Origin of the sequence: Micromonospora trifolii, from assembly GCF_050516465.1 — a bacterium.
Classification (GTDB): Bacteria; Actinomycetota; Actinomycetes; order Mycobacteriales; family Micromonosporaceae; genus Micromonospora; species Micromonospora trifolii.
Genome location: NZ_CP191526.1, coordinates 3,790,104 through 3,804,805 on the forward strand (window position 1 = coordinate 3,790,104; position 14,702 = coordinate 3,804,805).

Here is a 14,702-nt window from a genome sequence, read left to right on the forward strand (position 1 = left end):
GGATTGGTGACTGTTGTGGGTGGCCCGGCCCCTCTCTCCGCGTGCCACCGCCGCCCCCTGGCTCGTTAGGCGAGCAGATCACCGCGACGGGAGGGCACGTGGTCGTTCGGCGACACCGGCGCGTGGCGAGCCGATGACGCACACCCCCGACGGACTGTTGCGCAGCGAAGCCACCCGCCAGCGGGCCACCTTCCTGGAACTCTTCCTCGACCTGGTCTTCGTCTTCGCCCTCACCCGGATCTCCGCGCGGCTGATCGCCGACTTCACCGACGGCCACCGCGGCGTGTACGCGGGCCTCGGCCAGGCTCTGCTGCTGTTCCTGGCGCTGTGGGCGGTCTGGTCGGTGACGGTCTGGTCGACAAGTTGGCTGGACCCGGACGCCCCGATCGTCCAGACCGTCATCATCATGACGTTGGTCGGTGCCATGACGATGGCCGTCGCCGTGCCGCACGGCTTCGGCGCACGGGCCTCACTCTTCGCCATCACCCTGGTAACCCTCCAGATCGGCCGAGTGGTGTTCTTCCACGTCGCCGGGCACGGCCGACCAGACCCCCAACAGTCGATCCGGATCATGTTCTGGTTCGGCTTGAGCGCACCGCTCTGGGTCGTCGGCGGGCTGGTCAACGACGGCACGGTTCGCGGGGCACTCTGGACTCTCGCCGTGCTGATCGACTACACCGGGCTGTTCTTCGGCTGGCCGACCCCACGACTCGGCGCGCAACGGCTCGGCGTCCAGATGATCGCGGCCGAACACCTGGCCGAGCGGTACCAACAGTTCCTCCTCATCGCTCTCGGCGAGGCGATCTTCGTCATCGGCCTCGCTTTCAGCGGCAGCGAGTTCCACACCGACCAGACGGGTGGGTTCGTCCTGGCGCTGGCGAGCACCGTCCTGCTCTGGCGGATCTACTTCCACGTGGCGGGAGGAATGCTGGACGCGGCCATCGCCCGTTCCCGCAACCCGGCCCGGCTCGCGACCGACATGGCGTTCGCCCACATGGTCATGATCGCGGGGATCGTGCTGACCGGCGTCGGCTTCGAGTTGTTCATCGCCGAGCCACTCGGGCACCTACCGGCGGCCTGGCTCATCGCCATCCTCGGCGGCCCGGCGCTCTTCCTCGCCGGACGATCGGCGCTCGAATACCAGGTCTTCGGTCGGGTCTCCCGGTCCCGGCTGGCCGGCTTGCTGGTCCTCGGCCTGCTGATCCCGGCAGCACTGCACCTGCGGCCGCTCACCGCCGGCGCGGTCGCCGCCGTGGTGCTGCTCGGCGTCGCCAGCGCGGACACGCGACGCTCCCGCCACCGGTCGCCGGAGACGCCCACGCCCCCGTACTAGGGTCTGTGTCGAAGCCCCTGGCCGAGGGTCGCGTCTGTCGACGACGTACGCGGCCGGTCGTTGCTGACTGAAGCGGGCGAGGAGGCGCAGCGCGCCCAGGCGGTCGTTCAGCGACGCAGGACCGTTTCGCTCCGCATGTGCGACAGCTTCTCGGGGTTACGCACGGCGTAGACCCCGCTGATGAGACTGTCGTCGATACGCAGCGCGAGGACCGTGTCGACCGCGCCGTCGATCCGCAGAACCAGCGCCGGGTGGCCGTTGACCTGGGCGGGGTGCAGCGACATGGTCGCCGTCCTGGCGTGTGTGCTGCACAGCAGTCGAGCCACCTTGTCGGCGCCGGTGACCGGTCGCAGCAGCGCCTGTTTGATCCCGCCGCCGTCGCCGAGAAGCACGACATCCGGCGCGAGGACGTCGAGCAGGCCCTGCACGTCGCCGGTCTCGACCGCGAGCCGGAACGCCGTGAGCGCACGTCGGGTTTCGGCCGGCGAGACCATCCCGCGGGGCCGCCGCGCGGCGACATGCGCCCGCGCACGGTGGGCGATCTGACGGACCGCTGCCGAACTCTTGTCGACAGCCTCGGCGATCTCGTCGTATCCAAGGTCGAAGACCTCACGGAGTACGAACACCGCCCGCTCGGTCGGCGCCAGCGTCTCCAGCACCAGCAGCATCGCCATCGAGACGCTCTCGGCGAGTTCGACGTCGTCGGCGACGTCGGGTGCGGTCAACAGCGGCTCGGGCAACCACGAGCCGACGTAGGACTCCCTGCGCCGTCCGACCGCCCGGAGCCGGTTGAGCGACAGTCGGGTGGTGATCCGGACCAGGTAGGCGCGTTGGTCCCGCACCGCCGCGAGATCCGCGTCCGCCCACCGCAGCCAGGTCTCCTGGAGTACGTCCTCCGCGTCGGCGGCCGAGCCCAGCATCTCGTAGGCGACGGTGAAGAGCAGGTTCCGGTGGCTGACGAACGCGTCGACGGCGCGGTCCCCCTGGCCGTCCGCACTCATGATTCCGCCTCCAGCATCCATGCGTCCTCCAGTCTCGCCGAACTCGACCGCCTCGCCCACCAGACACCGGCCTCCGGCCTTGTGTGACGCCGGGCGCCCGTGCTCCTCGTCACTCGACGAGCCGTCACAGCGCACCGACCGGCGGTGTCTCCTGTGTGACCCGAGACGAAGGGAAACTCATGAACCTGGCACTGTGGATCGCGGCCGGCCTGCTGGCCGCAGTCGCCCTGGCCGGCGGCATCACCAAGACATTCGTACCCAAGCAGAAGTTGGCCGCGGCCAACGGCGGCGGGTGGACCGACGACGCCAGCGTGGGCTTCGTCAAGACCCTCGGCGTCCTCGAACTCCTGGCCGCGGTCGGCCTGATCCTGCCCGCCGTGCTGGACATCGCACCGGTGCTGGTGCCGGTGACCGCCATCTGCTGGGTCCTGCTCATGATCGGCGCGATGATCACCCACCTGCGCCACGGCGAAGCGAGGTTCATCGGACTGAATCTGGTCTACCTCGCGCTGGCCGCGTTCGTGGCCTGGGGCCGCCTGGGACCCGAGCCCTTCACCGGCTGACCTGAGCCCACTCCTGCCCCGGCTGATCGACCGTGCCCCGCTATCCTCGCGCAATGACGTCGCGGACCGCGCTGAGGAGACGCACCAAGCGCACCCTCGTGGCCGTGTCCGTCACACTGGGTCTGCTGTCGTGCCTGTGGGTCCTGTCGTTCCTGTGGTTGCAGGTGTTCAAGACCGAGGGATCGTTGCCGCCGAAGTCGCGGATGCCGGAGGTGCCGTCCGGGGCGACGGTCGCCGACGAGAGCATGGAGTGCGCCTCCGGTGGATGCTGGCGAACGATCACCCTGGTGCCCGCGGCGGGGCAGTCACCGGAGGACCTGGCCCGCGAGATGGGTCTCTCCGAGGACCTGAGCCTGCCGCCGACAGTGTTCGACCCGGCATCTGTCTACGTGGGGGCCAACCCCAGAGAGGGCAAGCTGATCGTCCACGTCGGCTATCAGTGAGCCCTTCCGGGCCTCGGCACAGCCGCCGGGTGGAGCCACCACGGCTCGGGCGCTCAGGAGGGTGCGGCGGCGGGGAACCCGTCGGTGAGCGCGCCGATCACCCGCTGGATCCGGTGATCCGCTGACGGGTCGGCGTGGCCGGTCAGCGCGACGTGGTGCAGCACGCTGACCACCGCCAGGGCCAGTGCCTCGGTGTCGACGCCGGCCGGCACGCGCCCGCGGGTCTGCTCGGCGGCCAGATAGTCAGCCACCGCACGTTCGACCCCCCGTAGCCCCGACATCCCGCTGCCCAGGACCGCTTCGACGTTCGCCGTCAACTCCGGCCGGCATGCGGTCAGCCGGGTCAACGCCGTCAGCGTGCCCAACGGCGTGGCCAGGACGGCCTGGTGCAGATTGTCGGCGACGGTGCCGGACCCGGCGCGCTCCGGCAGGCCGGCCACCTCGCCGGAGATGTGGAAGACGCGGTCGACCGCGAACCCGGTCAGGAAATCGTCGAAGTTCGCGAAGTGCGCGTAGAGCAGCCCGGTCGCGACGCCGGCCTCGCGCGTCACGGCCCGACCGGTGAGCCGGCTCGGCCCCTCTTCCACGATCAACCGCTCGACGGCAGCAAAGAGCTGCTGTCTGAGCGCTGGGATGGCGACTCCGCGCGGCATGCCCGAAGTCTAGGCGGTTCCGCCGCCGCCGTTTGCGTCGGTATGAACAGTCGCTCATACTGGTTTGAGCAGATGCTCATTTTCGGTGACGAGGTGCTGGATGAAACGTGCGGTGATCGTGGGCGCGGGGATAGCCGGGCTGGCCACAGCCCTGCGACTCCACCAGGACGGGTGGCAGGTCACCGTGGCCGAACGGGCCCCGGCCCGGCGCAGCAGCGGCTACATGGTGAACCTGATCGGGCCCGGCTACGACGCCGCCGAACGCCTCGGCCTGCTCCCCGCGCTGTCCGCCGCCGACCTGGGGCTCTTCACCACCGTGCTGGTCCACGCCGACGGACGACCCAAGTTCGCCGTGCCGTCCGCCATCGCCGAGGCCGCACTCGGCAAGCGGGCCCTCTCGGTGTTCCGCGGCGACCTGGAAGCCAGCCTCTTCGAAGCGGTGCGGGACCGTGTCGACATCCGCTTCGCCACCACCGTCGCGTCCGTCGAACAGGACACCGATCACGTACGCGTGGAGTTGAGCGACGGCACCGTCGAGCAGGCCGACCTGTTGGTCGGTGCCGACGGGGTACATTCGGCCACCCGTGCCGCCGTGTTCGGCCCCGACTTCCGGGTGGACCTCCCGTACCTCGTGGCCGCCTTCCCGCTGCCCCACCCGGTGCCGGGCGTGCCCGAGTCGTCCGCCACCACGTACATCGGCCCCGGGCGCACCGCGGCGATCGTCAACCTGGGTCCGAAGCGGTCGTCGGCGTTCTTCACCTACCGCACCGCGGAGCCCACCGCCGACCTGCGACGCGGGCCGGTCGACGCGCTGCGGGCGGCGTTCGGAGATCTGTCGGGTGGCGTGCCCGACGCGATCGACCATCTTGCGAAGGACCCGGCCAGCGCCTACATCGACGCCGTCAGCCAGGTGGTCATGCCGCGCTGGAGCACCGGCCGCGTCGTACTGCTCGGAGACGCGGCGTGGTGCGTGACGCTCTTCGCCGGACACGGCGCGGCCCTCGCCCTGGCCGGCGCCGACCACCTCGGCACCGCCCTACGGCGACACGCCGACGACCTCCCGGCCGCACTCGCCGAGTGGGAGACCGGACTGCGCCCGGAGGTCAGCAAAAGGCAGGCACTCGCCCGCCGGGGAATGGCCCAGTACGCGCCACCCAGCCGATTCCACGTCTGGATGAGCGACCTGACCATCCGGGCGATCACCCTGCCCGGCATCAGCGGCCTCGTCCGACGAGGTATCGAACGGGCAAACCGCTGAGTGGTGCCCGCCGTCCGCATGATCGCGCTCGATCCAGGATCGAGTGCCCTCCCGACGCCAGGGACACCACTACAACATGGATCGAGCGCGATCATGTCGCGGCCGACGGGCGGACGCGGGCTCTGGAAGAGCTGGCGCGCGCCATATATCGGCCGCCAGCGAACAGTGCGCCTCGTCAACGGCTCACTGATCGAACAATCCCTTGACGCCATGGGCCTTGAGCAGCTCGGGCATGGGGTCCGCGGAGCGTCGACGGCCCGGACGCCAGATGCGCCCAACATTGATGGACGCATTGGGTCCCGGGACGTCGTAGGGACCGCCCCGGGGGTAGACCGCCAGGGAACTCCCCCACATCATCCCCGCATCAACCCAGCCCATGCGCTCGATCTCATTCCAGGCATACGAACGCCGCAAGCCTCGGCGATCACGGACCAGGATCCCCAGGTCATCGGCGAACACCGCGTTTCGCAAGCGTGTGACGGCGATGATGATCGAGGCGGCACCAAACGCCAGGATGGTCAAGTTGAGCAGGTCGAAGAGCACCCCGACAACGATCATCACGATCATGGTCACGCCCGGTATCGCGATGGCGGGCCAGGCCCGAGACTCCCCCAGCACGAGCACCTCGCCCACTGGTTTCGCCGACTCCCCCACGAACGTCACGATAGTGAATGTGTCGCACATCCGTGCTCCGCGTCAGGCCGGGCGCGATTGGCTACACCATCGCCGCGCGTCCCTTCCGGCGCGGGTCGGGTCGGCTGGTTCAGCTCCCCCGGTTCGGCCTGGTGAGGGCATCCCATTCCTCGGCGCTGGAGAGCGTTCGACCGGCGGGCAGATAGAACGCCCGGCGCGTCGGATCGGCCACCGTGAACGGCGTGAACTCCGGATCCGCAAGTAGCCGATAGACGAACTCCGTGGTGGATACGTCAAACCGGTGCCATGACTCCAGCGGGTCCTTCCGGGCGATCACCGGCCAGCGATCGGCGTCCACCGAACGGTCAGCCAGCCAGAAGTACTCGCCCTCGGTCTGATCCGAAGCCCAGCGGACCAGACCCTGTCCCCTGTCCGGCTCATACAACCCGTGGGGCGCGAGGAACTGCTCGATCATGTCGCCCTCGCGGTTGTCCTGCCGGTACCTCCGCCACGTCCCGAGCAGTGACGACGGATTGTGCTCCGCCGTCGGTGGCAGAACGTGTAGGTACGCCGAAAACGATCCCGGCCCGAAGCGGTGACACAACTCCTGGTAATCGGACGGCAACGCCACCCCGAAATCGGATTCGACGTCGCCCCGATCGGCCCCCATCGGCTCCTGACGCCATCCGGTCGCCTCGACTATCCGGTCGATCCAGTTCATCGTCGTTCCTTCGCCTCAGCAGTTCAGCGATCAGGGATGTCAGGGCTGCCGACAGACGACTTCCAAGCGGCCGCCCTGGCAGACCTCCACGAGGACGTCAGCGGCGCAGGGTGAGGATCAGGTCGGCTACCAGGGCAGTCCAGCCGGTCTGGTGCCAGGCGCCCAGGCCGGCCCCGTTGTCGCCGTGGAAGTACTCGGGGAAGGCGATCAGGTCGCGCCAGTCCGGGTGGGTCTGGAAGAGCTGGCAGGCGCCGTAGATCGGCCGTCGACCCCAGTCGTCCTGGGTGAAGAGCGCGATCAGCCGGGCGGAGAGGTCGTCGGCGATCTCGTCCAGGGTGTGCTTCACCCCGGAGCGGGTCGGGTACTCCACCTGGAGGTCGTCACCGAAGAACGCCGCGTAGTCGCGCAGCGCGCTGATCAGCAGGAAGTTCGTCGGCATCCAGATCGGGCCGCGCCAGTTCGAGTTGCCCCCGAACAGTCCGCTGGTCGACTCGGCCGGCTCGTAGCCGACGGAGAACTCCTGCCCGCCGAGGGTGACCGAGAACGGCTTGTCCAGGTGCGCGCGGGACAGCGTACGGAGGCCGAAGTCGGAGAGGAACTCGTCGGGGTCGAGCATCCGGGCGAGCAGGCGGACCACCTGCTCCGGACCGACCATGGACAGCAGCCGCTGCTGCCGGCCGTCGGGGCCCAGTCGGCGGGTGCCGATCACCTGGGCGTACTCCGGGCGGTTGGTGAGGAACCAGCGCAGCCGGGCTCCCAGCTCTGGTAGGTGGTGCAGGGTCCGGGCGGTGAGCCGGGTGGTGGCGGCCAACGGCAGCAGCCCGACGACGGAGCGGACCTTCAGCGGCACCTTCGTGCCGTCGGCGAGGCGCAGCACGTCGTAGAAGAAGGCGTCCTCGTCGTCCCACAACCCCTGCTCGTACGCGGCGGCGGCGATGTAGGCGAAGTGCTCGAAGAACTTGGTGGCGGTGTCCACCCAGGTCCGGTCGTGTTCGGCGAGCACGATCGCCATGTCCAGCAGGTTGAGCGCGTACATGCCCATCCAGCCGGTGCCGTCTGACTGCTCCAGCACCCCGGCGACCGGCAGCGCCGCCGAGCGGTCGAACGGCCCGACGTTGTCCAGCCCGAGGAAGCCGCCCTCGAAGACGTTGTTGCCGCCGGTGTCCTTGCGGTTGACCCACCAGGTGAAGTTGAGCAGCAGCTTGTGCATCACCCGGGCCAGGAACTCGTAGTCCCGGCCGCCGTCGATCTCGAACACCTTCAGCGCCGCCCACGCGTGCACCGGCGGGTTGACGTCACCGAACGCCCACTCGTACGCCGGGATCTGCCCGTTGGGGTGCAGGTACCACTCGCGGAGCAGGAGCAGGATCTGCTCCTTGGCGAAGCCCGGGTCGACGCGGGCGATGCTCACGCAGTGGAAGGCCAGGTCCCAGGCCGCGTACCAGGGGTATTCCCACGGGTCAGGCATGGAGATGACGTCGAAGCTGGTCATGTGCCACCAGGCGCTGTTGCGCCCGTGTCGACGCCCGGCCGGCGGCGGTGTCGAGCCCGGGTCGCCTTCGAGCCAGCGTTTGACGTCGAAGTGGTAGAACTGCTTGCCCCACATCAGCCCGGCGATGGCCTGCCGGGCGACCAGCGCCTCGTCGGCTGTGGCTGCCGGCGGGATCACTCCGGCGAAGAACCGGTTCGCCTCGGCCCGCCGCGCCCACACCACGGCCTCGAAACCGTCGCTGAGGTCGGCCGGGGGCGGCGGCGCGGCGGCCGGCGGCGACGCGGTACGGGTCAGCCGCAGCCGGATCTGGCGCTGCCCGCCGGCCGGCACGTCGAGCACGTAGTGCAGCGCGCCCTTGGTGCCCTCCCGGGCCGGGTTGACAGTGGCCGCGCCGTTGACGACGTGGTCGTTGATGCCGTCCTTCGGGTACGGGGAGCGGCCGGGCAGGCCCCAGAGCCGTTCGGCGTTGGTGTCGTTGTCGCAGAGCAGCGGCACCGGGCCGCCGTCGCCCTCCAGCAGCAGTTGGCCGAGCACCCGGTGTTCGCCGACGAGGCGGGTGCCCTGGCCGGTCAGCCGGGGGATCCGGTCGCCGCCGGGCAGGCCCCAGGACCAGGTGTTACGGAACCACAGGGTGGGCAGGACGTGCAGGGTCGCCGCCTGGTCGCCCCGGTTGGCGACGGTCACCACCATGCAGAGGTCGGTCGGGGACGCCTTGGCGTAGTCGACGGTCACCGCCCAGTACCGGTCGTCGTCGAAGATCCCGGTGTCCACCAGCTCGTACTCGGTGTCGTCGCGGCCGCGCAACGCGTTCACCGCGACGAGTTCGTCGTACGGGAAGGCGGCCTGCGGGTAGTGGTAGCGCCAGCGCATCCAGGAGTGGGTGGGCGTGGAGTCCTCGTACCACCAGTACTCCTTGACGTCCTCGCCGTGGTTGCCGCCGTCGCCGCCGAGGCCGAACATCCGCTCCTTGAGGATCGGGTCCTTGCCGTTCCAGAGGGCCAGGGCGAACGCGAAGGTCTGTCGTTCGTCGCAGACGCCGGCCATCCCGTCTTCATTCCACCGGTAGGCTCTGGACCGCGCGTGGTCATGCGGGAAGTAGTCCCAGGCCGTACCGTGCTCGCTGTAGTCCTCCCGTACCGTCCCCCACGCCCGTTCGGACAGATAGGGACCCCATGCACGCCAGTCCTGCTCCCCCGAGTCGGCCTGGGCGAGCCGGAGCCGCTCAGCGTCGGGTGGCGAGGCGTCGGAGGACGATCGGTCAGTGATCACGTGCACATCTTTGACGTCGCCGCGGTACTTGACCACAGCGGCCATTCTCGTCGTGGCGTGTTACACCCCGCCGCCGGTGGAGGAAAGTTGATCGACATTCACTTCGGCCCGCAGATCTGCGGCGATCTGACCAGCGCGGCCAGCCGGGAGTGGCTGGTCCCTGACGGCCTCGGCGGCTATGCGATGGGCACGGTCGGCGGGCTGCGGACACGTCGCTACCACGGTCTGTTGGTGGTCCCCGGCGAAACGCCGGCGTCCCGGCAGGTGGGACTGGTCAGCCTCGATCCGGCGGTCACCCTGCCGTCCGGCGCGCGGGTGCGCCTCGGCGCGCACGAGTGGGCCTCCGGCGACGTGGACCCACGCGGCTTCGAGCTGTTGGAGCGCTTCGACCTGGTCGACGGGCTACCCCGGTGGCGGTGGCGGATCGGCGCGGTGGTGATCGAACGGGAGCTGGCCATGCTGCCCGGCCGCTCCTGCGTCGCGGTGGTGCACCGGCTGGTCGCCGGTGGTCCGGTCCGGCTGGAGCTGTCGGCCGCCTGCACCTGGCGGGACGCACACGGTGAACGGCGGGCCGACGGCCCGATCCCGCAGGTCGAGGCGGTGGCCGACGGCGCGGTGGTCGAGGGCGCGTACCGGCTCGCCGGCCCGGGTTGGTCGCCCGAGGGGCAGTGGTGGCTGGGCGTGCACCATCGCGAGGAGGCCAACCGTGGTCTCAACGCCGACGAGGACCTCTGGTACGCGGGCCGCTTCTCCGGTGAGCTGGAACGCCCCGGCGACACGGTATCGGTGCGGGCCTGGGCCGGTCGACTCGACGAGGAGCCGCCGCCGGCGGAGGAGATCGTGGCGACGGCGCGACGGCGCAACCGGCAGGTGGTAGCGACGGCGAAGCCAGCCGACGACGTGGACGCCACCCTGGCGCTGGCCGCCGACGCGTTCGTGGTGCGCACCGACCAGGCAACGGTGGACGTGGTCGCCGGGTACCCGTGGTTCGGGGCGTGGTCGCGGGACACGATGATCTCGTACGAGGGGTTGTTCCTCTGCACGGGTCGCACCGACGAGGGTCGGGAGCTGCTGCGGGCGTACGCGGCGACGCTGTCCGAGGGGATGCTCGCCAACACGGCCGACACCGGTCGGGTGGAGTACAACACCGTCGACGGCACGCTGTGGTTCCTGCACGCGGTGAGCCGGCACGTCACCGTCACCGGTGACACCGACCTCGGCGACGAGCTGCTGCCCGCGCTGCGCGCGGTGATCGACGCCCACGCGGCCGGCACCCGGTACGGGATCCGGGTCGACCCGGCCGACGGGCTGCTCACCCAGGGCGCCGCCGGCACCGCGCTGACCTGGATGGACGCCCGGGTGTACGGGGTGCCGGTCACCCCGCGTACCGGCAAGCCGGTCGAGGTCAACGCGTTGTGGATCAACGGACTGGCCGGGCTCGCGGAGCTGACCGAGCTGGCTGGGCGGGACGCCGACGAGCTGTGGCGACGCCACCGGCAGGCCACCGCCTCGTTCCGGGAGCGGTTCCCGGCCCCGACCGGCTGGCTGCACGACGTGCTGGACGCGCCGGCGCCGGCGTACCCGTTGGGCGGCGCTGCCCTGCACGACGACGACGCGTTGCGCCCCAACCAGCTGCTGGCCTGGTCGCTGCCGTACGCGCCGATGGAGCCGGACGAGGCGACGCTGCGGCGGGTCGCGGGCGGGCTGCTCACCCCGCTCGGCCCGCGCAGTCTGGCCCCGGACTCCACGGAGTTCGTGGGCCGGCACCGGGGCGGCCCGGCCGACCGGGACGGGGGCTACCACCAGGGCACGGTCTGGCCGTGGTTGCTCGGCCCGTACGTGGACGCCGCGCGCCGGGGGAAGATGTCCGTCGATGACGTATTCGTTGGCATTGAGGCCCATTTGATGGAATATGGGATAGGCTCGGTGAGCGAGACGGCCGATGGCCTCGCGCCGCACACCGCTACCGGCTGCCCGTTCCAGGCATGGTCGGTGGCCGAACTGCTGCGGGTGCGGCGAAAGAGCCAGTAGCGCTTTACACGACCGCAACGGTGGTGTCGCCGCTGGTTATCGCGATCCCGGCAGGATTGGCCTCGATCCAGACGCGACGGCGACATCGATTCGGTGTCGGTCGGCGCGCGCCCGGGGACAACTCAAAGGGGGCCGCATGTCACTCGATGCCCACGTGATCGACATCAACCCCGCCCGACAGCTGCGGGTGCTGATGCTCTCCTGGGAGTACCCGCCGGTGCTCGTCGGCGGTCTCGGTCGACACGTGCACGCCCTCTCCGTCGCCCTCGCCGCCGCCGGCCACGAGGTCACCGTCGTCACCCGCCACAGCGACGGCGCGCCCATGGAGGAGTACGCCGACGGCGTGCGCATCCTGCGCGCCCCCGAGGACCCCGTCACCTTCCCCCTCGCCACCAACTCGCTGCTGGCCTGGACGATGGCCTTCAACCACACCCTCACCCGCACCGCCCTGCGCGCCACCCAGGCCGGCTCCTACGACGTCATCCACGCCCACGACTGGCTCGTCGCCCACACTGCCGTCACCCTCGCCGATCACCTGGACCTCCCCCTGGTCACCACCATGCACGCCACCGAGGCCGGCCGGCACCAGGGCTGGCTGCCGGAGGAGATGAACCGCACCATCCACGGCGTCGAGCACTGGCTCAGCAGCTCCTCCATCCGGGTGATCACCTGCTCCGGCTACATGCGCGACCAGGTGACCGCGCTGTTCGACGTACCGGCCAGTCAGGTCGACGTGGTGCCCAACGGGGTCGACGACCGGGCCTGGCGGGCCCGCCCCCGAGCGGTCGCGTCGGCCCGGGCACGGTTCGCCGGAGACGGCCCGTTGGTCGGGTACGCCGGGCGGCTGGTCTACGAGAAGGGCGTCCAGCACCTGGTGCACGCCGTACCCCGGCTGCGCGAACGACACCCGGGGCTGCGCGTGGTGATCGCCGGCGACGGCCCGTACCGCACCGAACTGGAGGCGGAGGCCCGGCGACTGGCGCTCACCTCGACCGTCCGCTTCACCGGGTTCCTCGACTCCACCCAACTACCGGCGATGCTAGGCGCCACCGACGCGACAGTGGTCCCCAGCCTCTACGAGCCGTTCGGCATGGTGGCGCTGGAGGCGGCGGCCGCCGGAGCGCCGCTGGCGGTGGCCCGTACCGGCGGCCTCGCCGAGATCGTCGAACCCGGCGTCACCGGGGTGACGTTCCCGCACAGCGACCCGGACGCCCTCGCCGGCGCGGTCGGCCAACTGCTCGGCGACGAGGTCTTCGCCCGGCGGCTGGCCCGCCGGGCCCGCACGATGGTCGGCGAGCGGTACGGCTGGGCCACCATCGCCGCCCGCACCGCCGCCAGCTACGCCACCGCTCGTCGCGAACACGGCCCCCTACAGGCCCGCCGCGCCGCCGCCCGACTGAGCGGCGGGCGGGCCCGGATCGCCATCCCGGAGGGGAACCTGCTCGCCGCCGCCGACCACGCCGCCTGCTGAGCCGAGTCGGACGACCGATAGGTGACTTCCGATCCGCTGGTTAGGGTGTAGCCCGGACAGCGGCTGAGGAGGAGCGTGCACAGGTGCTGATCGCCGGTCGGTACCGGCTGCTCGACCTGGTGGGTCGCGGGGGCATGGGTCGGGTGTGGCGCGCCCGCGACGAGATGCTGCACCGCGAGGTAGCGGTCAAGGAGATCGTTCCACCGAGTTGGTTGGCCGAAGGTGAACGGGCCGAGGTGCGCTCACGCACCATGCGGGAGGCGCGCGCCGCGGCCCGGCTCAACCACCCCGCCGTGGTCCGGCTCTACGACGTCGTCGCGGTCGACGGCAGCCCATGGATCGTCATGGAGTACGTCCCGTCCCGCACCCTGCAGGACGTCGTGGACGCCGAGGGGCCGCTGGAGCCGGCCCGCGCCGCCCGGATCGGGCTGGCCGTGCTCGACGCGCTGCAGGCCGCGCACACCGCCGGGGTGCTGCACCGCGACATCAAACCGCAGAACGTGCTGGTGGCGCACGACGGGCGGGTGATGCTCACCGACTTCGGGCTGGCCACCTTCGACGGTGGCGACGGCGCGATGACCCGCCCCGGCATGGTCTTCGGCTCCCCGCAGTACGTGGCCCCCGAGCGGGCCGCCGAGGGGGTGTCCACGGTGGCCGCCGACCTGTGGTCGCTCGGGGCGACCCTGCACGCCGCCGTGGAGGGGCAGTCCCCGTACGCCCGCAGCACCGCGATGGCCACCCTGAGCGCGCTGGCCGCCGGCCCGCCGGACCCTGCCCCGCACGCCGGGGCGCTCGCGCCGGTGCTTGACGGGTTGCTGCGCCGCGACCCGCGCGAGCGCCTCGACCACGACACGGCCCGTCGGTTGCTCAGGACGGCCGCGAACGGCCGCGCGGACTTGCCGTCGGCGACCGACCGACCCTCGGCCGACGGGCCGGCACCAGGGCTGGTTGGCCACCCCGCCACGGCGGACGACCCCGACGACCAGGACCCCACCGTTCCGCTGCCCGACCCGGCCGCCCCGGCCGCAGCCGGTGGCGCCTCCCCCACGCCGGCCCCGGATCCGGCGGCCGCCGGGCGTACCGCGCGTCGGGTGGCGGTGGTCGCCGTGGCGCTGCTGGTCGCCGTCGTGGCCGGCGTCGGCACCGCGCTGACCGTCACCGGTGACAAACCCAGCGAGACCACCGGCTGGTCCTCCCCGCCGCCGAACCGTCCGCCCAACGACGGGCCGTTCGGCCCCGGCCCGCCGCCCGGCCCCCCGCCGAACGGACGAGACGTCCCCCCGCCCCCGTTCGCCTGTGTCCGCCCGCACATCGCCGGTACGCCCGTGCAGGCCGGCACGCCGAACCCGGGCGAAGATTTCCGGCCGCCGCCCGGCTGGGTCTGGCACGCCGACACCGCCGGCTTCCGGGTCTCCGTACCGGCGAGGTGGCTGACCTCCCGCGACCGCACGGTGGCGTGCTTCCAGGACCCGGTGACCGGCCGGGCCTTCAGCGTCGCCGAGGGCGGCGCCGTCGATCCCCTGGAGCGACTGCGGACAGCCCGCGACGCGGCAGCCGGCACGGGCTCCCTGCCGGGGTACGACGAGATCCGGCTCGCCGCGGGCGAGGGTGGAGCCGAGTGGGAGCTCCGCTGGCAGACACCGCACGGGCCGTGGCTGCACGCCCGGCAGCAGATTCTCGGCGCCAACCGCTGGACGCTGGGATGGATCAGCCGGGACGAGGACTGGGCCGGGGCCTCAGCGGACTGGGAACGGGTGCGAGAGAGTTTCCGACCACCCCGCTGACCTGCACCGTATGGCCATGATCCGGACCACCGTCCGGCGTGGATCGAGGC

At 71.2% G+C, this 14,702-nt stretch carries 12 protein-coding genes; 7 read left to right on the forward strand and 5 right to left on the reverse strand.

The window, feature by feature from the left end; translation table 11 throughout:
- Nucleotides 1-133 precede the first annotated feature (133 nt).
- Nucleotides 134-1,333 carry a low temperature requirement protein A gene (locus ACQRWP_RS17535; RefSeq protein WP_430496146.1) on the forward strand — a complete coding sequence of 400 codons (1,200 nt, stop codon included), beginning with the start codon at nt 134-136 and terminating at the stop codon, nt 1,331-1,333.
- 107 nt (nt 1,334-1,440) lie between these two features.
- Here ACQRWP_RS17535 and ACQRWP_RS17540 read toward each other — a convergent pair whose 3' ends face one another.
- Complete coding sequence (locus tag ACQRWP_RS17540; RefSeq protein WP_430496148.1) at nt 1,441-2,334, reverse strand: RNA polymerase sigma-70 factor; 894 nt, start codon at nt 2,332-2,334, stop codon at nt 1,441-1,443.
- Between the two features lie 179 nt (nt 2,335-2,513).
- On the opposite strand from ACQRWP_RS17540, the gene ACQRWP_RS17545 reads away from it, so the two are divergent.
- Both ACQRWP_RS17545 and ACQRWP_RS17550 read left to right on the forward strand, forming a co-directional pair.
- On the forward strand, nt 2,514-2,897 hold the full coding sequence (locus ACQRWP_RS17545) for a DoxX family protein (protein ID WP_430496150.1): 384 nt from the start codon (nt 2,514-2,516) through the stop codon (nt 2,895-2,897).
- A 53-nt stretch (nt 2,898-2,950) separates the two neighbouring features.
- On the forward strand, nt 2,951-3,340 hold the full coding sequence (locus ACQRWP_RS17550; RefSeq protein WP_430496152.1) for a hypothetical protein: 390 nt from the start codon (nt 2,951-2,953) through the stop codon (nt 3,338-3,340).
- A gap of 53 nt (nt 3,341-3,393) precedes the next feature.
- Here the strand turns inward: ACQRWP_RS17550 and ACQRWP_RS17555 are convergent, their stop codons facing one another.
- Nucleotides 3,394-3,993, reverse strand: coding sequence for a TetR/AcrR family transcriptional regulator (locus tag ACQRWP_RS17555; RefSeq protein WP_430496153.1), 600 nt, complete (start codon nt 3,991-3,993; stop codon nt 3,394-3,396).
- A 100-nt stretch (nt 3,994-4,093) separates the two neighbouring features.
- On the opposite strand from ACQRWP_RS17555, the gene ACQRWP_RS17560 reads away from it, so the two are divergent.
- Nucleotides 4,094-5,251, forward strand: a complete 1,158-nt coding sequence (locus ACQRWP_RS17560) for an FAD-dependent oxidoreductase (protein ID WP_430496155.1) — start codon at nt 4,094-4,096, stop codon at nt 5,249-5,251.
- Between the two features lie 183 nt (nt 5,252-5,434).
- On the opposite strand, the gene ACQRWP_RS17565 is transcribed toward ACQRWP_RS17560, so the two are convergent.
- The 3 genes from ACQRWP_RS17565 to ACQRWP_RS17575 form a co-directional block, all read right to left on the reverse strand.
- The gene (locus ACQRWP_RS17565; RefSeq protein WP_430496156.1) at nt 5,435-5,914 is read right to left on the reverse strand and encodes a hypothetical protein; all 480 of its coding nucleotides are present in this window, start codon (nt 5,912-5,914) and stop codon (nt 5,435-5,437) included.
- Nucleotides 5,915-6,014: 100 nt separating this feature from the next.
- A complete protein-coding gene (locus ACQRWP_RS17570) occupies nt 6,015-6,605 on the reverse strand; it encodes a hypothetical protein (protein WP_430496158.1) in 591 nt (196 codons plus the stop codon).
- Between the two features lie 97 nt (nt 6,606-6,702).
- Nucleotides 6,703-9,411, reverse strand: coding sequence for an MGH1-like glycoside hydrolase domain-containing protein (locus tag ACQRWP_RS17575; RefSeq protein WP_430496160.1), 2,709 nt, complete (start codon nt 9,409-9,411; stop codon nt 6,703-6,705).
- Nucleotides 9,412-9,453: 42 nt separating this feature from the next.
- On the opposite strand from ACQRWP_RS17575, the gene ACQRWP_RS17580 reads away from it, so the two are divergent.
- From ACQRWP_RS17580 to ACQRWP_RS17590, 3 genes are all read left to right on the forward strand, one after another.
- Nucleotides 9,454-11,397 (forward strand): amylo-alpha-1,6-glucosidase, encoded by a 1,944-nt coding sequence (locus ACQRWP_RS17580; RefSeq protein ID WP_430496162.1) that lies wholly within the window; start codon nt 9,454-9,456, stop codon nt 11,395-11,397.
- Between the two features lie 136 nt (nt 11,398-11,533).
- On the forward strand, nt 11,534-12,868 hold the full coding sequence (locus ACQRWP_RS17585; protein ID WP_430496164.1) for a glycosyltransferase family 4 protein: 1,335 nt from the start codon (nt 11,534-11,536) through the stop codon (nt 12,866-12,868).
- 83 nt (nt 12,869-12,951) lie between these two features.
- On the forward strand, nt 12,952-14,652 hold the full coding sequence (locus ACQRWP_RS17590) for a serine/threonine-protein kinase (RefSeq protein ID WP_430496166.1): 1,701 nt from the start codon (nt 12,952-12,954) through the stop codon (nt 14,650-14,652).
- The last annotated feature ends 50 nt before the right edge of the window (nt 14,653-14,702 follow it).

What these genes read in the sequence shown, in the direction of transcription:
- ACQRWP_RS17535 (WP_430496146.1), top strand. Translation starts at nt 134, where the DNA reads ATGACGCACACCCCCGACGGACTGTTGCGCAGCGAAGCCACCCGCCAG.
- ACQRWP_RS17540 (WP_430496148.1), bottom strand. Translation starts at nt 2,334, where the DNA reads ATGAGTGCGGACGGCCAGGGGGACCGCGCCGTCGACGCGTTCGTCAGC.
- ACQRWP_RS17545 (WP_430496150.1), top strand. Translation starts at nt 2,514, where the DNA reads ATGAACCTGGCACTGTGGATCGCGGCCGGCCTGCTGGCCGCAGTCGCC.
- ACQRWP_RS17550 (WP_430496152.1), top strand. Translation starts at nt 2,951, where the DNA reads ATGACGTCGCGGACCGCGCTGAGGAGACGCACCAAGCGCACCCTCGTG.
- ACQRWP_RS17555 (WP_430496153.1), bottom strand. Translation starts at nt 3,993, where the DNA reads ATGCCGCGCGGAGTCGCCATCCCAGCGCTCAGACAGCAGCTCTTTGCT.
- ACQRWP_RS17560 (WP_430496155.1), top strand. Translation starts at nt 4,094, where the DNA reads ATGAAACGTGCGGTGATCGTGGGCGCGGGGATAGCCGGGCTGGCCACA.
- ACQRWP_RS17570 (WP_430496158.1), bottom strand. Translation starts at nt 6,605, where the DNA reads ATGAACTGGATCGACCGGATAGTCGAGGCGACCGGATGGCGTCAGGAG.
- ACQRWP_RS17575 (WP_430496160.1), bottom strand. Translation starts at nt 9,411, where the DNA reads ATGGCCGCTGTGGTCAAGTACCGCGGCGACGTCAAAGATGTGCACGTG.
- ACQRWP_RS17585 (WP_430496164.1), top strand. Translation starts at nt 11,534, where the DNA reads ATGTCACTCGATGCCCACGTGATCGACATCAACCCCGCCCGACAGCTG.